The sequence below is a fragment of the Amycolatopsis mediterranei genome, from assembly GCF_026017845.1.
In the GTDB taxonomy this organism is placed as follows: domain Bacteria; phylum Actinomycetota; class Actinomycetes; order Mycobacteriales; family Pseudonocardiaceae; genus Amycolatopsis; species Amycolatopsis mediterranei.
Map to the genome: position 1 here is coordinate 9,131,390 of NZ_CP100416.1, position 22,254 is coordinate 9,153,643.

A 22,254-nucleotide genomic window follows, 5' to 3' on the forward strand; every position below is an offset into this window, starting at 1 on the left:
GGTGGAGTGGTGTGGCGGCCGAGTGATCGTGATCGACACCCTCATGCCCGGACAACGGGCGCCGGTCCGCTCGCGTTCCCGCCGACTGTCACTCGTGTAGGTGATGCGAGGTTCACCCGAGCGCGAGAAGTGCTTCCCGGTGCGGCTTTTTTCCGCTTGAGCTGGGGAGAAGTTGGTTGCGGAGCGGGTCGCGGGCGTGAGTTCGAGGTGAGCTGCGGAACCGGTACCACGGTTGTTTCCGGCGTGTTGCGGGGTTTGTTTCCGGTGAGTTCCGAGGGTTGTTTCCGGCGTTCTCCCGGGTTCGACGGCCAGGACCTGACCGACCCGGACGAGGCCGCCGCAGGTCGGCCGGGAGCGCCGGGCTGAACGGGCCGCGCCTCGACCTTCGGTTTGCTTTGCCGACGTGCGCGCTTTCCCAGGAAGGTCCACAGTGGTGCCCATGGGTCGGTTTTCAGCGCACGGCGGCGAGCCCGGCCGGTTCAGCCGGCTGCCAGCAGGGTCAGGACGGCGGAGACCGTAACTCCCGCCGCCGCAAGGGCTCTGGTGCAGGCGGCCGCCGTGGCCCCGGTGGTGATCACGTCGTCCAGGACCACGATGCTGCATCCCGGCGGCGGCCGCCCGGCCTCCCGGAACCGCAGGCGGCCGGCCAGGTTGGCCATGCGCTGCTCGCGGCTCAAGCCGACGGCATCGCGGGCTGCACCCGCCAGCTCCAACGCCGGCGCGACGACGACTTCCACGCCCCGCGCCGCAAGGACGCTCGCCGCGGCGTGGGCCAGGCGCTCCACGTGCGGGCCCCCTCGCACCCGTGCCGCCGAAGGCCGGCTCGGGGCCGGGACCAGGCAGATCGCCCGGGCCGGCGGTGCCGCCGGGTTCGGGGGTGCGGCGCGCGCCGAGGCCGGATCGGCCCCGCCTGAGGGAGGCGTCGGAGCAGGATGAGCGCCGCCCGGTCGCCCCGGACCGGCACCCGGCCAGGTCGAAGCTCCACCGGCCCCAGCCGGACGAGCACCCGGCCAAGTCGAAGCTCCCCTGAACCCAGCAGGACCGCCACCCGACCAAGTCGGAACTCCACCGGCCCCAACCGAGACCGCACCCGACCGAGCCGAAGCTCCCCCGAACCCCGCCGAAGCCTTACCCGATCCCCCAGGCGCGGCCTGCCCCAACGGCAGCACCGCCACCGCCTCCGCCACGGCCCGCCCCAACGACGGCGCCAGGTCACGACGGCCGCGCTCCTTGTACGCGATCAACAGCTTCCGGCCCACCCCGCGGTACCCGGCCAGGGCGAACACCCGCACCAACCCCGCCGTGGGCGCGCGCACCAGTTCCCGCGCCGCGCCCCACACGTCCTCGCAGCGGGCGCAGCACGGCTCGCCCCGGGCTCCGCACGCGGCGCAGCGGCTGGGGATCAGCAGATCGAGCAGTCTCTTCAGCACACCGACAGTGTCCCGACAGGCACCGACAGTTTCGAACGCTCGGACGTCACCCACCCGAGTGAAAAAGATCAGCCCGGGTAGAAGGGGTCCGCGTCCTTCATCGTGTGGTTCTGCGGCCGCCACACCTCGCCCAGCACCGACGCGGTCCACAGGCCGTTGGCGTCCGCGACGACGATCGGGCGGCCCGGGGCCGCCGTCACGCCGTGGACCGTCGGGGTCAGGTTGCTGCTGTTGAACGCGTCCATGCGCTGGCCGTCCACCGTCACCTTGACCACCGGCTGTGACGGCGACTTCGTCACCGCCACCAGGCTGTCCGGAGCGACCCAGTCGACGTCGACGACGTCCTCGAGGTCGTGCGGCTGAAGGTGGCGTGGTTCGCGCAGGGACACCGAGTCGCCGATGACGACCACCGATGCCACCCACAGCTGGCCCTTGATCACCGCCGCGACGCGGGCGCCGTCGCGGGAAAACCGGAGTTCTGTGAGGTCGCCCTGCTGGGTCAGGTCCGTGGCGTTGACGCTCAGCGCCGTCCACTGGCCGTTCTGGTCGAGCACCATCCGGCCCACCGACGGCCCGTCGACCACCGTCCACAGCTCGCCGGTGCCGGGGCGCCACGTCGGGCGGGTCAGGGAGCTGCCGCCGAGGGTGGTCAGCGCCAGGTCGCGGCCGAGGTCGCCGATCCGCAGGCGCACGCCGCCGCCGTTGCGCTCCACCACCGCCAGGCGCTTGCCGTCGATCGACTGGGCCGCGCTCACGACGTCGTACCCGCCGTTGCCCGCGGGGCCCGGCACCGGGGCGCCGTCGCCGAGGGAGCGGACCCGGCCGCCGACCGTCATCAAGCCCGGCAGCTGCAAGCTGATCGACAGCGACGCGCCGTACGCGGGCAGGTCGTTCTGCCGCCAGTCCGGGTGGTTCGGCACGAGCGGGGCGCCGTCACCGAGGATGCGGATCCGGGCCGACGTGACGTACTGCAGGGACAGCACGATCTGCGCCGCGATCAGGTTCCGGATGTCGTCGGGCACCCCGGAGAGCCCGGTCAGCGGCACCACCAGCGTCCCGTCGTCGAGGCTCTTGACGTTCGTGTCGATCTCGATGGGTTCGCCGAGCAGGTTCTTCACCGCGCCGGCCAGGCTCGTCGACGGCCCGCTGACCAGCAGGTCCATCACCCGGCCCGGCAACCCCGACTGCGGCTTCGCGAGGACGTAGCGCCGGTCGGGGACGAAGGTGGCCGACGACTCCGAGTAGAAGCTCACCGGCACCGGCGTGTAGTTCTCGCTGAAGTCGGACTCGGTCGCGTACAGGTCGGCCGGCGGGTCGACGATCCGCCACTGGCCGTTCGCCTGCTTGCGCACCTTCACCTGCAGCAGCGCCGAGCTGTAGTCCGGCACGAACGCGCTGTTCTGGTCCAGCGTGCCGATGTCGATCCCGCGGACGTTGACGACCTGCGTGTTCGGGTCCGGCGGCGGGCCGGTGTCGTAGACCGTGCCGAAAGTGTCCTGGATGATCGTCAAGCTGCGGCTCGGCCGCCAGGCCGCCCGGCCCTGCTCGTCCAGGTACGCGCGGGCGGCGGCGTTGTTCTGCCCCTGCTTGAGCGTTGCCCCGACGAAGGCGCGGACCAGCGACAGCGGGTCGATGCCCGGCGGCGGATCCGGCACCACGTCCCCGGAGTTCTGGCCCTGCCGCTCGCCGGACACCACCTGGGGCTGCGATTCCAGCGGCACGTTCGCGCAGCCCGCGAGCAGCACCGCGCACAGGACCGAAAGCAGGAGCTTCGCCCCGGCGCCCCGGAGAGCGTGTGGTTTCACTGACCGATTCCCTCACGTTCGGCGAAGATCGCCTCCGGCGCCGGCGTGACGTCGATGACCCCGAGCGGCACCTCGGTGGCGAACCGGTCGGGCGGCGGCAGGACCAGCGGCGAGTCCCCGGCGGGCACGTCCTGGCGACGCGGCAGCAGGAGCCGGAAGCAAGCGCCGTTGCCGGGCTCGCCCCACGCGTCGAGCTCGCCACCGTGCAGACGCGCGTCCTCCTGGCTGATCGCCAGGCCCAGCCCCGTCCCGCCGGTGCGGCGGTTGCGCGACGGGTCGGCGCGCCAGAACCGGTTGAACACCAGGTCCGCTTCGCCGGGCCGCAGGCCGACGCCGTGGTCCCGGACCGTGATGGCGACGGCGGTGTCGTTCGCCCCGACCGTCAGCACCACCGGCTTGCCCTCGCTGTGGTCGACGGCGTTGGCGAGCAGGTTGCGCAGGATCCGCTCGACGCGCCGGGCGTCGACCTCGGCGATCACCTCTTCGCCGGGCAGCACGAGCTCGACCGAGCTGCCCGCGTTGCCGGCGATCACCCGCACCTGCTCGACCGCGCGGGTGGCGATCGGGCGGACGTCGATGTACTCCGCGGACAGCTCCTCCACACCGGCGTCGAGCCTGCTGATCTCCAGCAGGTCGCCGAGCAGCGCCTCGAACCGGTCGAGCTCGTCGACCAGCAGTTCCGTCGAGCGCGCGAGGCCGGCCGGGAACTGCTCGCGGGACGCGTGCAGCACGTCGGCGGCCATCCGGACAGTGGTCAGCGGGGTGCGCAGCTCGTGCGAGACGTCGGAGGTGAACCGGCGCTGCAGGCCGCCGAACTCCTCGAGCTGGCGGATCTGGCGCTGGATGCTCGCGGCCATCCCGTTGTAGGACACCGCGAGCTTCGCCAGGTCGTCTTCGCCGAGCACGGCGAGCCGCTGGTCGAGGTCGCCGCCGGCGAACTGCTCGGCCGCCGCGGCGGCCTGCCGGACCGGCCGGACCACCTGCCGCGTCACCAGGTTCGTGATGCCCGCCAGCAGGAGCAACAGCACCAGCCCGCCGACCAGCAGCGTGTTCTGCACCGTCGAGACGGTGTTCTGTTCGGTCGTCAGCGGGAACAGCAAGTACAGCTGGAGCGGGGTGGCCACGGTGCTCAGCGGCGTCCCGACGATCAAGTACGTCGTGCGGCCGCCGGCGGCCTCGGGGACGGTGTGCTCGAGGAAGCTCATCTGATCGGCTTCGACGAACTGGCGCAGCCGCGGCGGCACGTTGCCGTACGGGCCCGCGAACGACGGGTTGGAGCCGGACTGGTCGTGACCGCCGCTGGCGAGCACCGGGACGAACGTGCCCGCCGCCGACCCGGCCGCGTCCTGGCTGGTCGGCGTGATCGCGATCTTCTTCAGCGCGTTCTCGAGCCGGTTCGTCAGCGCTTCGTCGTTTTCGGAGCCGAGACCGACGAGCTCACCGGCGGCCGTCTCCGCCGCCGCGCGGGTCTGCGCGATCGCCGCCGTGCGCTTGGTGTCCAGCAGCCGTTCGGTGATCTGGTTCTGCAGCACCATGCCCAGCACGAAGACCACGGCCGAGGACAGCGCGAGCGTCGAGACGGTGACGCGGAACTGCAGCGAGTGCTTCCACAGCTCGTTGAACGCGACCGCGCGGCGGCGCGCGAAAACGACGACACGCCGCACCAGGCGTGCCGTCGAACGCGCGAACGCCGGGAGCCGTCTGCCGTCCGCGAGGGTCATCGACTCATCACGGCGGGCCGGCCTTGTACCCGACGCCGCGAACGGTCAACACCACCTCGGGGTGTTCCGGGTCCTTCTCCACCTTCGAGCGCAGCCGCTGGACGTGCACGTTCACCAGCCGGGTGTCGGCCGCGTGGCGGTAGCCCCACACCTGCTCGAGCAGCACCTCGCGGGTGAACACCTGGCGCGGCTTGCGGGCCAGGGCCACCAGCAGGTCGAACTCCAGCGGGGTCAGCGGGATGGCCTTGCCTTCGCGCGTGACCTCGTGGCCCGGCACGTCGATCGCCAGGTCGCCGATGGTGAGCGATTCCGCCGGCTCGGCCTCGGTGCGGCGCATGCGGGCCCGGACCCGCGCGACCAGCTCCTTCGGCTTGAACGGCTTGACGACGTAGTCGTCGGCGCCGGACTCCAGGCCGAGGACTATGTCGACGGTGTCGCTCTTGGCGGTGAGCATGACGATCGGCACCCCGGACTCGGCGCGGATCGCCTTGCAGACGTCGATCCCGTTCATCCCGGGCAGCATCAGGTCGAGCAGGACGAGGTCGGGTTTCAGCTCACGCAGCGCGGGAAGCGCGCGTGAGCCGTCGGCGACCACCGCCGTGTCGAACCCCTCCCCACGGAGCACGATGGTGAGCATCTCCGCGAGGGCGGGGTCGTCGTCGACCACGAGAACACGTGCCTTCATGTCCACATATTCGCACTAGTTCCGGCGCCCGCACGCACGACCCGCGTGTTTGACCACCAGAAAGATCAAGATCGCCGGAGCGCCCTGCTCCATCCGGGTGCCGGTACCGGCAGCTTTGGACGGTCCGTGAAGGCCGCGCCGGAACCCCGGTGCGGCCTCCACGGACCTGTGAGGAGGGCTCAGGGAACGGCCGGCACGGGCGCGTCGACGTACACGACGCCGTCGGTGACGACCACGCGGTGGGTCCGCACGGGCTCCTTCGCCGGCAGGCAGGTCGCCGCGCCGGTGCGCAGGTCGAACTGCGCGGCGTGCAGCGGGCACTCGACGAAGCAGCCTTCGAGCCAGCCGTCGGCGAGCGAAGCGTCCTGGTGCGTGCAGGTGTCGTCGACGGCGAAGAAGCCGTCGTCGGTGTGGAACACCGCGATCGGAGCGGGACCGTCGAGGCGGAGCGCTTCCCCCTGGGGCAGGTCGGCGACCGCGCAGGCTCGGATCATCGGGGCCTCCGGAGAACGACTGGCAGGGTGCCGGGACGGTACGTGAAAGTTGCGCATTACGAGACGATGCGCCCCGTGCGCAACAATCCGGCTTGGAGGACGTCCTCGTCAAGGGATTCGCCCACTCAGCCGATAGCAACCCCGCAAAACGGATACTGTTGCGCCATGCGAAACCAGGACTCGGGCAACGCAACTCAGAGCCAGGTGCAATCGGTCGACCGGGCCATCAGCGTGCTGGAACTGCTCGCGCGCAACGGCGAAACCGGCATCACCGAGATCGCGGGCGAGCTGGGCGTCCACAAGTCGACGGCGTCGCGCCTGCTCAGCGTCCTGGAGACCAGAGGCCTGGTCGAGCAGCTCGGCGAACGCGGGAAGTACGCGATCGGCTTCGGCATCGTCCGGCTGGCGGGTGCCGCGACCGGCCGCATGGACCTCGCGAAACTGGGCCGGGCCAGCTGCCTGGTGCTCGCCGAGGAGCTGGGCGAGACGGTGAACATCGCCATCGCCGACGACGGCGTCGCCATCAACATCAGCCAGGCTCGCGGCTCGGCCGCGATCACCACGCAGAACTGGACGGGCCAGCGGACGCCGCTGCACGCGACCTCGAGCGGCAAGGTCCTCCTGGCGTACATGGGCGAAGCCGAGCGCAAGCGGGTGCTGAAGCGGAAGCTGGAGCAGTACACCCCGCGCACGACGGTCGAGCCGGACGAGCTGATGACCGAGCTGGAACGGGTCCTCGAAGACGGGTACGCGGCCTGCTACGAAGAACTCGAACTCGGCATGCACGCCGTCGCCGTGCCGATCCACGGCCCTGGCGGGGACGTCGTCGCCGCGATGAGCGCTTCCGGGCCGTCGTACCGGCTTTCGAAGCAGCGCGTGAAGCAGATCGTGAAGCCGATGACGGAGGCGGCGGAGGAACTTTCCGCGCAGCTGGGCTACTTTCGAGACTAGGGGTATAGCCGCACCATTTCGCGGATCGTCTTTCCCATGTGCGCCACCAGTTCCGCGGGCGCCAGCACCTGTGCGTCCGCGCCGAGCCGCAGCAGCCCGGCCGCCGCGTGGGCCACGCTTTCCAGCGGGACTTCCGCGCGCTGCCAGCCTTCGGCGTCCGCGGGTTCGAGAGTGCGTTCCGCAAGCCGCGCCGCTCGCGGGCCGAGGATGTCCGGCAGGGCGGCGATCCCGGCGGGCGACAGGCGCACGACGGCGGTCTCCCCTTCTTCGCTCTTCTCGTACCGTTCGACGTGCGCGCGCCAGAAATCCGCCAGGTCGAAGCCGTCCGGCCGGGTGAAGTGCTCGTCGAGCGCCCGGAACTCCTCGATGTTGCCGACGCGGTAGGTCCGCGGCCGCGGCCCGGCGACCAGGTACCAGACGCCGGCCTTGAGGACCAGGCCGAGCGGGTGCAGCCGCCGCGTCACGACACCGGGCGACGGCGACCAGCGGCGGTACCGGACCTCGACGACCTGGTCCTGCCACAGCGCCTCCGCGGCCGCGAGCAGCTGCGGCACCGGATCCGCTTCGCGGTACCAGCCGGGTGCGTCGAGGTGGAACCGCTGCCGGATCCGCACCGACGCGGCGCGGTACGGCGTCGGCAGCGCGGCCATCAGCTTGAGCTCGGCGGCCGCCACCTGGGCACCCAGCCCCAGCTCGGCCGCCGGTTGCGGCAGCCCGGTGAGGAACAGGGACCCGGCTTCGCCCTCGGTCAGCCCGGTCAGCCGGGTCCGGTAGCCGTCCATCAGCTGGTAGCCGCCGTTCGGGCCGCCTTCGGCGTAGATCGGGACACCGGAAGCGGCGAGCGCTTCGACGTCCCGGTACACCGTCCGCGCGGTGACGCCGAGCTCCGCAGCCAGCCGGGCGGCGCTCATCCTCCCCCGGTTCTGCAGCAACAGCAGCAGGGACACCAGCCGGCTCGCGCGCACCCGGCGAAGTCTGCCAGCTACCACTGACAAAAGATGTCAGTGGTAGCACCCCAGGATCACCGCCATGAACGACTTCGACTTCTTCATCGGCTCCTGGACCGTGACCAACCGGCGGCTCGCCGAGCCGCTCACCGGCAGCGACGACTGGGCCGTCTTCCCCGGCACGAGCACCTGCCAGTCCCTCTTCGAGGGCGGCGGCAACCTGGACGAAATCGTCTTCCCGACCCTGGGCTTCCGCGGCTGCACCCTCCGGCTCTTCGACGTCGAGCGCGAGGAGTGGTCGCTGTACTGGGCCAGCAGCCGGAACGGGCTGCTCCAGCCGCCGATCGTCGGCACCTTCGACGGCGACCGCGGCGACTTCTACGGCGACGACACCTACGAAGGAGCCCCGATCAAGGTCCACTACGCCTGGACGGGCACGACCACCGCGACCCCGCGGTGGCAGCAGGCGTTCTCGGCCGACGACGGGCGGACCTGGGAAACCAACTGGGTCATGGAGTTCGCCCGCGCCTGAGGGGACACCGTTTCGGGTGCTTGACACTGCGTCGCGTATGGCGCACGTTGTTGCCGAAGACGCAACCTCGCCCGGAGGGACCCGCGAATGGCAGCACGCCCCCGGGTGGTCGTCGTCGGCGCCGGCCTGCTCGGCTGCGCGCTCGCCGACGAGCTGACCGAGCGCGGCTGGACCGACGTCACCGTCCTCGGCGACGACGAGGACGACCACCCGGGCCTGGTGTTCCGCACCCACGCCGACCGCACGCTGACGGCGTTGGCCGAGTACACCGTCGAGAAGTACAGCGGGCTCGACGGCCAGTGGTGCTTCAACCCGGTCGGCAGCCTCGAAATCGCGACGTCGCCGGAGCGGCTCGAGGACCTGAAGCAACACCACGGCTGGGCGACGTCGTGGGGCGTGCGCGGCTACCTGCGCACGCCCCACGAGTGCGCCGACCTGCACCCGCTGCTCGACGAAGCCCGGGTTCTCGGCGGCTTCCACGTCCCCGGCGACGGGCTGCTGCACGCGCCACGCGCGGCGCAGGCCCAGGCGCGGCGGGCCAAGGCCCGGGGAGCCCGGTTCGCCGCCGGGGAGGTCACGGCGATCGAGCGCAGCGGCGGGCGCGTCACCGGCGTCGCCACCGCGGCCGGGCGGTTCCGCGCCGACGTCGTCGTGTCGTGCGCCGGCGAGCTCACCGGCCTGGACCTTCCGCGAGTGCCGCTGACCCACGAGTACCTGCTGACGTCGCCGTTGCCGGAGCTGGCCGGGCACAACGACGAACACGTGCAGGCCGGCAAGCCCGTGCTGCGCCACCTCGACACCGGGATGTACGTCCGCGAGCACGTCGACCGGCTCGGCATCGGCGTGACCGCGGACGGCGGCCTCCTGCCCGCACTCCGCGGCGCCGAGGCCGGAACCACCACGACGGTGACGCTGCCCGGCACCCCGGACGGGCGGCCGCTGCTGGGCGAACACCCGGACATCGACGGATTCTGGGTCGCCGAAGCCGTCCGGCCCGAGCACTCCGCCGGTGTCGCGCGCGAACTGGCGCGCTGGCTCGTCGACGGGCAGCCGTCGCTCGCTCTGCACGGCTGCGACCTCGCCCGGTTCGCGCGGTTCTCTCGGTTCTCTTCGGAGCCGGTGCGCACCAGCCCCTTCCACGAACGGCAGATCGCGCTGGGTGCGCACTTCGGTTCGGCGGACGGCTGGGCGCGGCCGGAACGCTATTCGACCGAGGTCGCCGCCGAAGCGGCCGTCACCCGCGAACGCGTCGCGATGTTCGACCTGACGTCCGAGCCCCGGCTGGCCGTCACCGGCCCCGGGGCGCTGCCGTTCCTGCAGGCCATGACGACGAGCGACCTCGCCGCGGCGCCGGGCACGGTGACCACCACGCTGCTGCTCGGCGAGGACGGCGGCGTCCGCGGCCGGCTGACCGTGGCCCGCCTCGGCGACGAGCGGTTCCACGTCGGCGCCGGCGGCCGCGTCGATTTCGCCTGGCTGCGAAGGCATCTCCCGCGCGACGGCACGGTGCAGATCCACGAGACCACCTCCGGCACGTGCTGCCTGGGCCTGTGGGGACCGCTGGCCGGCGAAGTCCTCCCTGGACTGTCCACAACGGACTTATCCGCTGAAGAGACCTACGCCGGGGACGTCCCGATTGTCGCCTTGCGACTGTCCACAGTGGGCGAACCGGGCTGGGAACTGCACACGACGGCGGATTTCGGGCGCCGCCTGTGGGACACGCTCCGGGACCGCGGCGTGGCCGTCGCCGGCCACCAGGCCCTCGCCGGCCTGCGGCTCGAGGCCGGCGTCACGACACCCGGCGTCGACTTCACCACCGAGCACGATCCCTACGAAGCCGGGCTGGATTCCGCGGTCCGGCTGGACAAGGGCTACTTCCTCGGCCGCGACGCGCTGGCGGGCCGGTCGGCGGCAACGGTGAGCCGGCGGCTGACCCGGCTGACGACCGGCGCGGTCGTCGGAAGCGGCGATCCCGTCTACATCGACGGCCGCCCGGCCGGGTACGTCACCAGCGCCGGGTACGGCCACACCGCGGGCCGAGCCATCGCCTACGGCTGGCTTCCCGTGGAGTACAGCCGGCCGGGGACACCGGTGCAGGTCGGGCACTTCGGCACGCGCGTCCCGGGGAGGGTGGCCTGACGCACTGGGGCAGTTCGACGCGGCGCGGCTACTGGCCCAGCAGCGTCGTCGCCAGCGCTTCGAGGTCCACGCCCGCAACGCCGTCCAGGACGTGCCACGGCGCGAGCCAGCCCGTCGCGGCCAGCTCGTCGTAGACGGCCGCGCACCGCCGCTGCAGGCCGTCGTCGGTTTCGAAGGCGTCGCGCTCCCGGCCGGTCTCGGTCTCCGCACGGCGTTCGGCGCGCTCGGCCGCGACCGCCGGAGCGACGCGCAGCAGCAGGTGCGCGTCCGGGCGGGGCAGGCCGAAGCGGTCGACCTCGAGCTCCCACACCCACTTCACGACTTCGCCGGCCGCGTCCTGCCGCAGGCGCGCGGCCGCGTACGCGGCGTTGGAGGCGACGTACCGGTCGAGCAGGACGACGTCGTGCGCGTCCCGCAGCTCGCGGATGCGGTCCGCGGCGCCGCTGCGGTCCAGCGCGTAGAGCATCGCCATGCCGTACACCGAATCGGCGAGGTCGCCGTGCCCGCGGTGCAGCGCCTCGCGGACGAGGTCCGCGTGCACGCTCTCGCCGTAGCGCGGGAACGCCAGCGACGTCACGCTCGCACCCTTGGCGCCGAGCGCCGCCGTCAGCCCGTCGGTCAGCGTGCGCTTGCCCGCGCCGTCGAGCCCTTCGATGACCACCAGTCGACCCACGAGCGTCACAGTACTGATCCGGCCAAAGGTAGGCCGATCCCCCGCGCCGCACGCAACCGTTGCTACGAAGTCATTCGGCCGTGACTGTGGTCGGATCAGTACCGATCAGCACAGTAACGGTGGTGGACCGGCGGGCTCGGTGGAAGGGGATCGACGCCGAGCCCGCCGGTTCGTCTAGGCGGCGTGCCGCCGCAGGTGGAGCACGTAGCCGGCGCCGCTGACCGCGAGCACGCCGACGAGGATCAGCAGCGGCACCCAGCCGGTGTCGTGGCCGGACGGCGCCGGGCCGCCGTCGCCGCGGGGCATCACCTGGGACGTCGCGTCGAAGCCGCCGGCCTCGCCGTCTCGGGCGTAGACCGAACCGGGGAGCTTGTCGGCGTAGCGGTTTCCGACGGTCTGCTGGTAGCCGGCGACGGTGACGGCCGTGTTCTCGGTCAGCGACGTGACCCGGCCGTCGCGGACCGCGTACCAGGCGTCGACCTGCGGTTCGTGCAACAGCTGGGCGCCCGCGGGCAGCTTGCGGGCGTACTCGCCTTCGACGTCACCCGAGGCGATGTTGCCGACCTGCCAGGTGCCGTCCGCGGCGCGGACCGACCAGAGCGTCGCGGTCCGGCCGTCGGAGGCGCGCGCGGGGATCGCGAAGTAAGCGAAGTCACCTGGCGCCGCGTCGGGCTTGCCCGCGACGAAGTCCGGCGAAAGCTCGTACACGGCGTAGGCGTCCGGCGCGATCCGGACCGAAACCGGCCCCTGGGCGCCCGGCGCCTGGGCGAAGAACCGGACGAGGACGTCCTGGAACCCCGCGGCCGCGTCGTGCGCCGCGGAGGCATCGGCGCTGCTGATGCCGGCGGCCTGGGCCGCGCCTGACACCGGAGCCGTCATCAGCAGCGCCGCGCCGGTCAGCACGGCGAGCACGAGCGCCCGCCTGCTCATCGGGCGATCCCGGTGAGCGTGTGCGTCCAGGTGAAGGACGAATTCTGCGTGTAGTAGCCGTAGGTCGACCAGTTGTAGCGCTTGGCCGGGCCGGGGTCGCCCCAGAACACCCAGTCGCCGCGGGTGTCGTAGCCGTAGAGGACGTGCACGTGGCCGCCGCCCGAGTTCCAGCCGATCCGGGTCTCGACCGGCTGGTTCGCGGCGGTCTGCGTCCGGACGTCGGCGTAGGAGATGCGGCGGTCGAGGTAGCGGCCCGGCGAGCTGAAGCCGAGCCGGGCGAAGGCGCGCTGCGGGTCGGCGAGGGTGCCGGGGAGGTTCGCGCAGTCCGAGCCGGTCGCGCCGGTGACATCGATCACGCCGGTCTCGCCGTGGGCGAGCTGGCAGAACCGCGTCTGGCTGACGACCGCGCCGTGGTAGGCGGCGATGGTGTTGCCCGCGCCGGCCCAGCACCACTGGTTCTTCTGCTGGAGCTGCAGGACGATCTGGTTCCGGTAGGTCGACGGCACTCCGGGCGCGGCTCCGGCAGCGGCCGGCGCGACCAGGCACAACAGCAGGCTCACGGCCAGTACGGCGTGGACCTGGCTCGACTTCACCAGCACAGATGGCCTCCTGTGGAGGAGTGGGCGAACCAGCGGTGGTCACAACGGTGAACAACGCGGTCACAAGGAGCAAGAACGCCATCCGGAGGAACGGACCGTTCCGGGGCACAGCCGGAACGCGGAACGCTCACCTCAACGAGGCCAACCACCCTGAACGGGGGTCGGCACGGCCACTCTACGCTGCTACCGTGAACGTTCCGCGGTGTTCACGCCCAGCGCACACACTGGTCGGGTGAAGGGACGAGCGGTGGCACAAGACGGGAACCTCCCACTGATCATCGATGGCGCCCGCACGACCCGGGCATCGGTCGCCGAACTGCCCAAAGAGCTGACCGAGGCACTCCGCACCGGCGAGTTCCACCACGCCCTCCGGCTGGCGATCGCCTACCGCGGGCTGTCGCTGGCCCGGCTGCGCGCCCACCTCGCGCTGCGCGGGGTCCAAATCGGACAGTCGACGCTGAGTTACTGGCAACGCGGGCTGCGTCAGCCCGAGGTGCCGAAGGCGCTGCCGGCGGTCCGGGCCCTGGAATCGGTCCTCCAGCTGCCCGCGGACGCCCTGGTGGTGCTGATCGGGCCGCGACTGGTCCGCCGCGGCCACCAGCCGGCGGCGTCGTTCCACGACCTGCGTTCCGGTGACATGGGGTCGATCGTCGAGGACCTCCTGGCCGAGCTGGGCGCGTACCCGTCGTCGAACCACTACAACGCGGACCTGGAGCTGCTGTCGGTCCACGACACGATCACGTTCGACGCGGAGCACCGCCAGGTCAGCCTGCGCACGCGCTTGGTGACGCGCGCCCGCCGCCACGGCCCGGACCGGTACCTGACGGTGTACAACGGCGACCCGGGCTGCCGCATCGACGACGTCGAGCTGATCACGGACGAGGGCTGCCGCGTGGGCCGGATGCGCCGCAACCCGGACGCGGACACGATGGCAACGGAGCTGCTGTTCGACCGCAAGCTGGCCGAGGGCGACATCCACGTGTTCTGCTTCGAGGTCCGCGACGACTCCGGCTCGGCGTCCCCGGGGTACTACCGGATGCTGCGGGATCGCTGCGCGAGCTACCTGGTCCAGCTGCGGTTCGACCGCAACGCGCTGCCGGCCCGCTGCACCCGCCAGGTCCGCGCCCGCGACGACGCCCTCCCGGTGGTGGCGGAGGAACTGGCCTGCGACATGGGCGGAGTGAGCAGCGCCTTCTTCAGCGACGCGGGTCCCGGCTTGGCCGGCGTCGCGGTGGAGTGGAACTGACCGCCCACCACCCCGATGACTCCGATGCCCCGCTGATCACACGAGATGCCCCCCTGATCACGTGAGATGCCCCTCCGGTCACACGTGATGCCCCTCCGGTCACGGGTGATGCCCGCTTGAGCACGATCGGCTCATGTACCTGAAGGGTCGGCCTCCGCACCTGGAGGGTCGGGCCGCGTGACCGGGAACGAGACTCGCGTGATTGGGGACGTGACTCGCGCGACCGGGGCGCGACTCGACGGGCATCTCGCGTGACTGGGCGGGCGACTCGCGTGATTGGGCGGGCATCTCACGTGACTGGCGGGGCATCGCTAGTGGCCGCGGTGCTTGGCGCGGGCCTTGGCCCGCGCCAAGGCCCGGCGGCGGGTGGCCTCGGTGGCCGCGCGGCGCTTGCGGGCCGCTTTGTTCTCGGCCGCTCGTTGGGTGACCGCGTCGCGCAGGGCGCGCTGGGCGGCCGTCCCGATGCCCTCGTCGTCCTGGGCCTTCTTCGCCAGCTTCGCGAGACGCTTGGCGTTGAGCCGGGCGGTCGGCCGCTGCTCGGCGGGGGTCGGCGGGGCCGCGCGGGCTTCGTCGGCCAAGCGGGCGAAGCCGCGGCCGGCGGCGAACGCCGACAGCTCGGCGTTGGTGGGCTCGGCGCCGAAGATGTGGCGCGCCGCCCGAACCAGGCCGTCTTCGTGGATTTCGTAGACGCCGATCCAGAACCGGCCGTCGTGGTACAGCGTGAACACCCCGCGCATCGGGAAACCTCCAGGCGTGACGGATCAAGCCTGGCGTCACCGGTTTCCCGTGCGGGACAACGAGCTCTGGACGAGCCGCCCGGACTACCTACCGGGCCGTGAGGTTCGTGAAGCCAAGAACGCCGATGATCGTACGCGGGTGGAGTGCGTCACAGCACCTCGAATCCGTTGGCCTTGGCGGCTTCGGCCTGCCGATCATCGCGGGTGACGAAGGTGACCGGTTCGCCACCGGTGAGTTCGGCGGTGTCCTGCATCGCGACCGCGATGTGGATCGCGTCGAGCGTGCGTACCGGATAGTTCTCGGTGACCAGCCGCCGAGCTGCCGGGAAGATCCGATGCGGTGCCAGCGGGATCACTCCCAGCACCGTCCGCGTGTCCTGGTCGAACTGGGCCAAGAACTCACGGGCATCCGGGATGCGCCCGGTCCGCTTCGCCGCGGTGAAGGCGCTGGCGCACTCCAGCCGGGTCAGCTCGCTGGTGAGCACGAGGTGCCCACCGTCGATCAGGAGCCTCCGCAGTTCGGCGTGGCCGGGCTCGTCGGTGAGGTAGGCCCCGACCACGGCGCTCGTGTCAGCGTAGAAAACGGTCACCATTCACCCCGGGTCCAGTCGAGTGCCTCGCTGACGGCCGTGCCCCACCCACGCGAGCGCTTTTCCAGCTCGTCGTGCCCCGGCGCTTCGCCCTCCGGCTCGAACGCGATCAGTTTGCCTTCCGCCACCAGGCGGTTTCTCCGCTCAAGTGCGGTTTCCGTCTTTGCCACAACGCCCCTCAACGCTTCCGTGACCAGGTCGTTCATGCTGCGCCCTTGGGCTTCGGCCAGCGCCTTCAGCCGGGCGTGCAGCTCGTCGTCGATCCTTGTGATCAACTGTTTCACGACTCCATGATAACATGTCACCCATTCGTGCTATCACTGTCACAAGCGCAAAACAAAGGGCCGCCCCGAACACTTTCGGGGCGGCCCTGACCTGCGAAAACCCGGTTACCTCAGTACCGGTAGTGCTCCGGCTTGAACGGGCCCTCGACGTCCACGTCGATGTACTCGGCCTGCTCCTTGGTGAGCTTGGTCAGCTCGCCACCCAGGGCGTCCAGGTGAATCCGAGCCACCTTCTCGTCGAGCTTCTTCGGGAGGCGGAAGACCTCCTTGTCGTACTCCTCGTGCTTGGTGAACAGCTCGATCTGCGCGATCACCTGGTTCGAGAAGCTGTTCGACATCACGAACGACGGGTGGCCGGTCGCGTTGCCCAGGTTCAGCAGCCTGCCCTCGGACAGCACGATGATCGTGTTGCCGTTCGGGAAGATCCACTCGTCGACCTGCGGCTTGATGTTGATCTTCCGGATACCCGGGTAGCGCGCCAGGCCCGCCATGTCGAGCTCGTTGTCGAAGTGGCCGATGTTGCCCAGGATCGCCTGGTGCTTCATCTTCGCCATGTGCTCCACCAGCACGACGTCCTTGTTGCCGGTCGTCGTGATGATGATGTCGGCCTCGGGCAGCACGCTCTCGAGCTTGCGGACCGCGTAGCCGTCCATCGCCGCCTGCAGCGCGCAGATCGGGTCGATCTCGGTGACGATCACCCGCGCGCCCTGGCCGCGCAGGGACTCCGCGGCGCCCTTGCCGACGTCGCCGTAGCCGCAGACCACCGCGACCTTGCCGCCGATCAGCACGTCGGTGCCGCGGTTGATGCCGTCGATCAGGGAGTGGCGGATGCCGTAGCGGTTGTCGAACTTCGACTTCGTCACCGCGTCGTTGACGTTGATCGCCGGGAACAGCAGCTCGCCTGCCGCCGCCAGCTGGTAGAGCCGCAGGACGCCGGTCGTGGTCTCCTCGGTGACACCGCGGATGCCTTCACCGATCTTCGTCCACTTGCCGGTGTCCGAAGCGACCGAAGCACGCAGCAGCTCCAGGAACACGCGGAACTCGTCCGAGGTGTTCTCGTCCGGGGTCGGCACGACGCCCGACTTTTCGTACTCGGTGCCCTTGTGCACCAGCATGGTGGCGTCACCACCGTCGTCGAGGATCATGTTGGGACCCTCGCCGTCCCAGGTGAGCATCCGCTCGGTGCACCACCAGTACTCCTCGAGCGACTCGCCCTTCCACGCGAAGACCGGGACGCCCTTGGGCTCCTCGGGCGTGCCGTGCGGGCCGACGACGATCGCCGCGGCCGCGTGGTCCTGCGTCGAGAAGATGTTGCAGGACGCCCAGCGCACTTCGGCGCCCAGCGCCACCAGCGTTTCGATCAGCACCGCGGTCTGCACGGTCATGTGCAGCGAGCCCGAGACGCGTGCCCCGCGCAGCGGGTAGACCTCCGCGTATTCGCGCCGCAGCGCCATCAGTCCCGGCATCTCGTGCTCGGCGAGGCGGATCTCCTTGCGGCCGAACTCGGCGGCCTCGAGGTCGGCGACGGCGAACTCGATGCCGTTGCGGTTCTCGTGCCGCTTGGCAACGCTTTCGGGGGTCATAGTGGCGATTCCTCCAAGACTCGACGACACCAGAACACTACCGTTGTCCGCTCGACTGTCCCTACAAGTGTGTTAGGAGGCCCTTACCGTGCCCATGCCCGGCCCGGACACCCGCGTCGTGGAAATCCGCGTCGCCGGGCTCGTGGGCACCAGCGGGGAAACGCTGCTCGACGCGGTTTCGACCGTCGACGTCGCCGGTGACGGCCTGGGCCGCGTGATCCGCCCGGCGGACCGGCTGCGCCGCCCGGCGCCCGGCCCGGTGCTGCCGGCGCTGGGCCGGTCGATCCCCCGGACGCTCGAAGGCTACCTCTGGCACGGCATGACCTCGGGCGGCGCCGCGAAGGCCACCTGGGCGCTGCTGTTCCCGTTCTCCCTGGCCAACGTCTGTTTCTGGATGCTGCCGCCGATCCCGCCGGGCCGCCGCCTCGCGCGCCTCCTGGGCGCCGTGTGCCGCGGGCTGCTGCGCGTGGGCGCCCTGCTGCTGACGATGCTGCTGATGGGCCAGCTCGCGGCGATCGCGCTCGACCTCTTCGCCGCGCAGTGCCTCGCGCCCGGCTCGGGCTGCCTGCCGGTGGTCCCCGACGTGCCGCGCACAGCGGGCGCCCGGATCGCCGTCGGCGTGCTGCCGCTGCTCGCCGTGATCTTCGTCCTGCACCGGATTTCCAGCGCGACCTGGGCAGTGCACGCCGACGGCGACCTCACCGGCGGCCCGCTGCGGATGCGCGCCGACCCGGAGACGCCGGCCCTGCGCTGCCTGCACACCGTCGCGGCGCTGGCCTCGGTCGCGCTGCTGCTGCTCGGCGGCCCGTTCCGCGTTCCCGGCAACAGTGCCGACCTCGTTGCCTGGATCATCACGCTGGCGGTGGTGCTCGCCACCGTCGTCGCCGCCGCGATCGGCGTCGACACCGGCCGGTTCGCCCGGCCCGGTGTGCTCGCCTTAGCGACCCTGCTCGTCGTCGTGGCCGCGGTGCGGCTCGTGGTTTCGCACGGGCCGGGCGCCGGCCCGCTGCCCGGCACGAACGGCGTCGTCGAAGGCCTCGGCGCGGCCCTGGTCGCCGTCACGGTGCTGTTCGCCCTCTTCCTCGCCCCGGCGGCGCTGCTGGCCCGGCCCGGCTGGAAGCACAAGCCACAGCGGCTGCGGCCGTGGATGGGCGGCTGGGCGGCCGCGCCGGTGCTCGCGCTGGCCGGGCTGCTCGGCGGCGGCTTCGGTGCCGGGCTCGCCGAAGCGCTCCGACGTCTTTCCGGTGCGGAGCACCTCAAAGTGCCCGACACGTACTTGCTGGTCACCGTCCTGTGGGGCGCGGGACTGGCCCTGGCCGCGGTGCTCGGCGTGCTGGGTTTCGCGGTCGCCGTCCCGCTGCGACGGCTGCGGCGGGGCATCCCCGCGATCGTCGAGCTGATGGAGCACGACGAACGGCAGGAGGCCCAAGCCGCGGCGGCCTGGGCGCGCTCGGCGTGGGAACGGCGGCACCTGCACCACCTGGCGCTGGCGGTCGCGAGCGCGATGTCCGCCGGCGGCGCGGCCCTGCTGGTGCTGCGGTTCGGGTTCGGGCTGGTCCCCCGCTGGTTCGGGCCGCTGTCCGCGATCGGCGTGGTCGCGCTCGGCGCGCTGGCCGCGGGCCTGCTGCGCGTGGTCTACACGGCCGCGCGCACCCCGCAGCGCAGTCGCCACCTCGGGGCGCTGGCCGACCTGGTCTGCTTCTGGCCGCGGGCCGCGCACCCGACGGTTCCGCCCTGCTACGCGCTGAAGGTCGTCCCGGAACTGGCCGCGCGGGCGCGCGAACACCTCGCCGAGCCCGGCACACGCGTGGTGCTCTCCGGCTACAACCTCGGCAGCCTGCTGACGATCATGGCCGCCGCCCGGCTGGCGGGCGAACTGCCGGAGGCGGACCTCGAGCGCGTCGGCGTGCTGACCGCCGGGTCCCCGCTGCAGTGGGGCTACCAGCGCGCTTTCCCGGCGCTGCTGCCGCAGGAAGCGCTGGAACGGCTTTTCGCCGACCTGGACGGCCGCTGGCGGGCGCTGTGCCGCGGCACCGACATCTTCGGCGGCGGCGTGACGACCTGGCGGCACTCGGTCGCCGACCGGCGGCTGCACGGCGTCGGGTTCCTCCCGGACGGCGGCTGCGGCCCGGTGTCGGCGGCGGCCGACGCCAACGGCGTCCTGATCCTCGGCGGCGACCACTGGCTGCCGGACCCGCTGCGCGGCCCGACCGGGCGGCACCGCTGGGCGCCGGGGCTGCTCAAGCACCAGGACTACGTGGTCGACGCCGAATGGGACCACGCCGTCGCGATGGCGGCGGGCCTCGGCAAGCCGTCTTGGGGCGAGCAAGGTTCGCTGTTCGGGGACTGCCCCCCGAAACGGTGAAGGCCCCTCGCGCGCGGAGCGAGGGGCCTTCACCGGGGACTAGCTCAGCTTCACTCGGAAGCCTTGCGGCGGAACTTCAGCAGCGCGAGCAGGCCGCCACCGGCGGCCAGCAGCAGGGCGCCGACCCAGATCAGCCAGCTGTTGTCGAAACCGGTGTTGGCCAGGCCGCCACCGGTGCCCGACTCGTTGCCCGCCGGGACGACGGCCGCAGCGGTCGTGCTGCTGGTCGGCGAGACGGAGGTCGCCGAGGTCGCCGGGGTGCTCGGCTTCGTGGTCGTCGTGGTGGGCGGCGTCGACGTCTTGGTGGCCGGCGTCGTGGCGGGCGCGGTCGGCTTGGTGGTCTTCGAGCCGCACAGGAACCACTTGTCGATCTTCGGCTGGCTGCCGTTGAAGTTGAACGGCGCGCGCAGGTCGTTCCACGGCGCGTTCTTGTCGAGCTTCTTGCCCGGCGCGTAGTCGTTGAAGCCGTCGTCGCCGCCGACGACGACGATGCGGGTGACCGTGACACCCTCGTTGACCGACGTGATGTTCAGCCGGGTGTTGTTCTTCGTCAGCTCGGAGACGACGTCCTTCTGGTCGAGGACCTGGCCGTCGGCACAGGGCGTCGGCTTGCCCGGCGTCGGGTGGGGACGGTTGTCGTCGCTGTAGCAGGCCAGAGCGGAACCGGCGGTCCCGATCAGGGCTGCGGTGGTGAGCGCCATGACCGCCACGGCGCCGCGGAAGGAACGACTACGCATGAGTTCTCCAGTACCGAACGGGGGATGAACGGCAAAATCGGGGGACGCGGCACCACTGAACGTGGGAATCACGCGGCTGTAATTCACCCGTCAGTGGCACACGAAGGATCGAAAGGTATCGCACGTCACCCAGCCGCTTACAGGGGGTCCCCCTTTGGGTACAAATCGCAAGATCGTCTTGATCAAGTCGTAACCTCGCATTAAGCAACCAAACGCAAAAAGCCCCGCCGACCTGGGCGTCCAGGCGGGCGGGGCTTTTATCGTGCAAGTCAGCTTTCGGGCGACTTCACGGGTTCGTCGACCCCTTCGGCCTGCCGCTTGCCGAGCAGCGAATGCCGGCGGCTGTACCCGAAGTAGAGCACCACGCCCAGGAGCATCCAGGCGACGAACCGCAACCAGGTCAGCACGGTCAGGTTCAGCATCAGCCACAGGCAGGCGAGGATGGCCAGAATCGGGATGAGCGGCACCAGCGGCACCTTGAACGCGCGGGGCAGATCGGGCCGCGTCCGGCGCAGGATCAGCACGCCCGCCGACACGAGCACGAACGCGAAGAGCGTGCCGACGTTGACCATCTCTTCGAGCTTGTCCGCCGGGAAGAAGCCGGCCGCGAGCGCGACCAGGCCGCCGACGATCAGCGTCGCGCGCTTCGGCGTGCCGTGCTCGCCGGTCTTCGCCAGGCCGCGCGGCATCAGGCCGTCGCGCGACATCGCGAAGATGATCCGGACCTGGCCCAGCATCAGCACCATGACGACGGTGGTCAGGCCGGCCAGCGCGCCGAAGGAGATGATGTTGGCCGCCCAGTCGACGCCGTTCGCGGAGAACGCCGTGGCGAGGGTCTTGTGGCTGCCGTCGCCCGCCTTGGTCGCGAGGTCCTTGTAGGAGGTCATGCCGACGACCACCAGCGACACCGCGACGTAGAGCACGGTGACGATGGCCAGCGAGCCCATGATGCCCCGCGGCACGGCCTTCTGCGGGTTCTTCGTCTCCTCGGCGGTGGTCGCCACGATGTCGAAGCCGATGAACGCGAAGAACACCAGCGAAGCGCCGGCCAGCAGGCCGAAGACGCCGAACGAGCTGCTGGCGCCGCCCGCGATCAGGGAGAACAGCGACTGGTCGACGCCGGTCTGGCCGGCTCCGCCCGTCTCGCCCGGCGGGATGTACGGCGTGTAGTTGGCGCCCTTGATGTAGAAGAACCCGAGGATGATCACGAACAGCACCACGGCGACCTTGATCCCGGTGATCACCATGGACACCCGCGACGACAGCTTGGTGCCGAGGGCCAGCAGCGTCGTCAGGATCGCCACGACGAGCAGAGCGCCCCAGTCGACGGTCACGCTGCCGATGTCGAAGGTCGTCTTGGTGCCCTTGCCGAAGAGGTAGCCGAGCACCGTCTCGAGGTACACCGACCAGCCCTTGGACACCGCCGCCGCCCCGACGGCGAGCTCGAGGATCAGGTCCCAGCCGATGATCCACGCCATGAACTCGCCGAAGGTGGCGTAGGAGAACGTGTACGCGCTGCCCGCGACCGGCACGGTGGAGGCGAACTCCGCGTAGCACAGCGCCGCCAGCGCGCAGGCGATCGCGGCGAACACGAAGGCCAGCGATACCGACGGCCCGGCGTAGTCACCCGCGGTGCGCGCGGTCAGCGTGAAGATGCCGGCACCGATGACGACGGCGACGCCGAAGACCGTGAGGTCCCACGCGCTCAGGTTCCGCCGGAGCCTGGTGTCCGGCTCGTCGGTGTCCGCAATGGACTGTTCGATCGATTTCGTGCGCCACAATCCCGTTCCGGGCACCGTTGACCTC

The 22,254-nt window shown here is 71.1% G+C and carries 20 protein-coding genes; 5 read left to right on the forward strand and 15 right to left on the reverse strand.

Going from position 1 to position 22,254, the window contains the following annotated elements:
• Positions 1 to 479 precede the first annotated feature (479 nt).
• The 5 genes from ISP_RS41290 to ISP_RS41310 all read right to left on the reverse strand — a co-directional run bounded on the left by ISP_RS41290 (position 480) and on the right by ISP_RS41310 (position 6,135).
• Positions 480 to 785, reverse strand: a complete 306-nt coding sequence (locus ISP_RS41290; protein WP_014467715.1) for a hypothetical protein — start codon at positions 783 to 785, stop codon at positions 480 to 482.
• Between the two features lie 713 nt (positions 786 to 1,498).
• Positions 1,499 to 3,235, reverse strand: coding sequence for an LpqB family beta-propeller domain-containing protein (locus ISP_RS41295; protein ID WP_013229728.1), 1,737 nt, complete (start codon positions 3,233 to 3,235; stop codon positions 1,499 to 1,501).
• The gene (mtrB, locus tag ISP_RS41300) at positions 3,232 to 4,956 is read right to left on the reverse strand and encodes an MtrAB system histidine kinase MtrB (RefSeq protein ID WP_013229729.1); all 1,725 of its coding nucleotides are present in this window, start codon (positions 4,954 to 4,956) and stop codon (positions 3,232 to 3,234) included. The genes ISP_RS41295 and mtrB overlap by 4 nt, the downstream gene beginning before the upstream one ends.
• Before the next feature lie 7 nt (positions 4,957 to 4,963).
• Entirely contained in the window at positions 4,964 to 5,641 is a 678-nt protein-coding gene (gene mtrA / locus ISP_RS41305; RefSeq protein WP_005150760.1) for an MtrAB system response regulator MtrA, read from the reverse strand.
• Between the two features lie 179 nt (positions 5,642 to 5,820).
• Positions 5,821 to 6,135 (reverse strand): bifunctional 3-phenylpropionate/cinnamic acid dioxygenase ferredoxin subunit, encoded by a 315-nt coding sequence (locus ISP_RS41310; protein WP_013229731.1) that lies wholly within the window; start codon positions 6,133 to 6,135, stop codon positions 5,821 to 5,823.
• 165 nt (positions 6,136 to 6,300) lie between these two features.
• On the opposite strand from ISP_RS41310, the gene ISP_RS41315 reads away from it, so the two are divergent.
• The gene (locus ISP_RS41315) at positions 6,301 to 7,086 is read left to right on the forward strand and encodes an IclR family transcriptional regulator (RefSeq protein WP_013229732.1); all 786 of its coding nucleotides are present in this window, start codon (positions 6,301 to 6,303) and stop codon (positions 7,084 to 7,086) included.
• Here the strand turns inward: ISP_RS41315 and ISP_RS41320 are convergent.
• The gene (locus tag ISP_RS41320; RefSeq protein ID WP_013229733.1) at positions 7,083 to 8,051 is read right to left on the reverse strand and encodes a helix-turn-helix transcriptional regulator; all 969 of its coding nucleotides are present in this window, start codon (positions 8,049 to 8,051) and stop codon (positions 7,083 to 7,085) included. The two genes, ISP_RS41315 and ISP_RS41320, sit on opposite strands and share 4 nt — an antisense overlap.
• Positions 8,052 to 8,115: 64 nt before the next feature.
• Here ISP_RS41320 and ISP_RS41325 point away from each other — a divergent pair, with 64 nt between their 5' ends.
• Both ISP_RS41325 and ISP_RS41330 read left to right on the forward strand, forming a co-directional pair.
• Positions 8,116 to 8,565 carry a hypothetical protein gene (locus ISP_RS41325; protein ID WP_013229734.1) on the forward strand — a complete coding sequence of 150 codons (450 nt, stop codon included), beginning with the start codon at positions 8,116 to 8,118 and terminating at the stop codon, positions 8,563 to 8,565.
• An 87-nt stretch (positions 8,566 to 8,652) separates the two neighbouring features.
• Positions 8,653 to 10,704, forward strand: coding sequence for an FAD-dependent oxidoreductase (locus ISP_RS41330; RefSeq protein WP_013229735.1), 2,052 nt, complete (start codon positions 8,653 to 8,655; stop codon positions 10,702 to 10,704).
• Positions 10,705 to 10,732: 28 nt separating this feature from the next.
• On the opposite strand, the gene ISP_RS41335 is transcribed toward ISP_RS41330, so the two are convergent.
• The 3 genes from ISP_RS41335 to ISP_RS41345 all read right to left on the reverse strand — a co-directional run bounded on the left by ISP_RS41335 (position 10,733) and on the right by ISP_RS41345 (position 12,906).
• The gene (locus ISP_RS41335) at positions 10,733 to 11,386 is read right to left on the reverse strand and encodes a dTMP kinase (protein ID WP_013229736.1); all 654 of its coding nucleotides are present in this window, start codon (positions 11,384 to 11,386) and stop codon (positions 10,733 to 10,735) included.
• Between the two features lie 165 nt (positions 11,387 to 11,551).
• The gene (locus ISP_RS41340; RefSeq protein WP_013229737.1) at positions 11,552 to 12,307 is read right to left on the reverse strand and encodes a hypothetical protein; all 756 of its coding nucleotides are present in this window, start codon (positions 12,305 to 12,307) and stop codon (positions 11,552 to 11,554) included.
• Positions 12,304 to 12,906, reverse strand: a complete 603-nt coding sequence (locus ISP_RS41345; RefSeq protein ID WP_013229738.1) for a papain-like cysteine protease family protein — start codon at positions 12,904 to 12,906, stop codon at positions 12,304 to 12,306. Before ISP_RS41345 ends, ISP_RS41340 begins: the two co-directional genes overlap by 4 nt.
• Before the next feature lie 247 nt (positions 12,907 to 13,153).
• On the opposite strand from ISP_RS41345, the gene ISP_RS41350 reads away from it, so the two are divergent.
• Complete coding sequence (locus tag ISP_RS41350; protein ID WP_003085563.1) at positions 13,154 to 14,152, forward strand: hypothetical protein; 999 nt, start codon at positions 13,154 to 13,156, stop codon at positions 14,150 to 14,152.
• Positions 14,153 to 14,463: 311 nt separating this feature from the next.
• Here ISP_RS41350 and ISP_RS41355 read toward each other — a convergent pair whose 3' ends face one another.
• The 4 genes from ISP_RS41355 to ahcY form a co-directional block, all read right to left on the reverse strand.
• Positions 14,464 to 14,889 (reverse strand): YjdF family protein, encoded by a 426-nt coding sequence (locus ISP_RS41355; protein WP_013229739.1) that lies wholly within the window; start codon positions 14,887 to 14,889, stop codon positions 14,464 to 14,466.
• Positions 14,890 to 15,038: 149 nt separating this feature from the next.
• Positions 15,039 to 15,482, reverse strand: coding sequence for a type II toxin-antitoxin system VapC family toxin (locus ISP_RS41360; protein WP_013229740.1), 444 nt, complete (start codon positions 15,480 to 15,482; stop codon positions 15,039 to 15,041).
• Positions 15,476 to 15,763 (reverse strand): toxin-antitoxin system HicB family antitoxin, encoded by a 288-nt coding sequence (locus ISP_RS41365; protein ID WP_013229741.1) that lies wholly within the window; start codon positions 15,761 to 15,763, stop codon positions 15,476 to 15,478. Before ISP_RS41365 ends, ISP_RS41360 begins: the two co-directional genes overlap by 7 nt.
• A gap of 110 nt (positions 15,764 to 15,873) precedes the next feature.
• The gene (gene ahcY, locus ISP_RS41370; protein ID WP_013229742.1) at positions 15,874 to 17,346 is read right to left on the reverse strand and encodes an adenosylhomocysteinase; all 1,473 of its coding nucleotides are present in this window, start codon (positions 17,344 to 17,346) and stop codon (positions 15,874 to 15,876) included.
• 94 nt (positions 17,347 to 17,440) lie between these two features.
• On the opposite strand from ahcY, the gene ISP_RS41375 reads away from it, so the two are divergent.
• A complete protein-coding gene (locus tag ISP_RS41375; RefSeq protein ID WP_013229743.1) occupies positions 17,441 to 19,711 on the forward strand; it encodes a membrane protein in 2,271 nt (756 codons plus the stop codon).
• A gap of 50 nt (positions 19,712 to 19,761) precedes the next feature.
• Here the strand turns inward: ISP_RS41375 and ISP_RS41380 are convergent, their stop codons facing one another.
• Together ISP_RS41380 and ISP_RS41385 are read right to left on the reverse strand one after the other, a co-directional pair.
• Positions 19,762 to 20,448, reverse strand: a complete 687-nt coding sequence (locus ISP_RS41380) for an LPXTG cell wall anchor domain-containing protein (protein ID WP_176742216.1) — start codon at positions 20,446 to 20,448, stop codon at positions 19,762 to 19,764.
• A 269-nt stretch (positions 20,449 to 20,717) separates the two neighbouring features.
• Complete coding sequence (locus ISP_RS41385) at positions 20,718 to 22,244, reverse strand: amino acid permease (RefSeq protein WP_013229745.1); 1,527 nt, start codon at positions 22,242 to 22,244, stop codon at positions 20,718 to 20,720.
• Positions 22,245 to 22,254: the final 10 nt, after the last annotated feature.

Bases quoted from the DNA above. Each gene is read 5' to 3' on its own strand.
- mtrB (WP_013229729.1), bottom strand. From the start codon at position 4,956: ATGACCCTCGCGGACGGCAGACGGCTCCCGGCGTTCGCGCGTTCGACG.
- mtrA (WP_005150760.1), bottom strand. From the start codon at position 5,641: ATGAAGGCACGTGTTCTCGTGGTCGACGACGACCCCGCCCTCGCGGAG.
- ISP_RS41310 (WP_013229731.1), bottom strand. From the start codon at position 6,135: ATGATCCGAGCCTGCGCGGTCGCCGACCTGCCCCAGGGGGAAGCGCTC.
- ISP_RS41315 (WP_013229732.1), top strand. From the start codon at position 6,301: ATGCGAAACCAGGACTCGGGCAACGCAACTCAGAGCCAGGTGCAATCG.
- ISP_RS41325 (WP_013229734.1), top strand. From the start codon at position 8,116: ATGAACGACTTCGACTTCTTCATCGGCTCCTGGACCGTGACCAACCGG.
- ISP_RS41330 (WP_013229735.1), top strand. From the start codon at position 8,653: ATGGCAGCACGCCCCCGGGTGGTCGTCGTCGGCGCCGGCCTGCTCGGC.
- ISP_RS41340 (WP_013229737.1), bottom strand. From the start codon at position 12,307: ATGAGCAGGCGGGCGCTCGTGCTCGCCGTGCTGACCGGCGCGGCGCTG.
- ISP_RS41355 (WP_013229739.1), bottom strand. From the start codon at position 14,889: ATGCGCGGGGTGTTCACGCTGTACCACGACGGCCGGTTCTGGATCGGC.
- ISP_RS41360 (WP_013229740.1), bottom strand. From the start codon at position 15,482: ATGGTGACCGTTTTCTACGCTGACACGAGCGCCGTGGTCGGGGCCTAC.
- ahcY (WP_013229742.1), bottom strand. From the start codon at position 17,346: ATGACCCCCGAAAGCGTTGCCAAGCGGCACGAGAACCGCAACGGCATC.
- ISP_RS41375 (WP_013229743.1), top strand. From the start codon at position 17,441: ATGCCCGGCCCGGACACCCGCGTCGTGGAAATCCGCGTCGCCGGGCTC.
- ISP_RS41380 (WP_176742216.1), bottom strand. From the start codon at position 20,448: ATGCGTAGTCGTTCCTTCCGCGGCGCCGTGGCGGTCATGGCGCTCACC.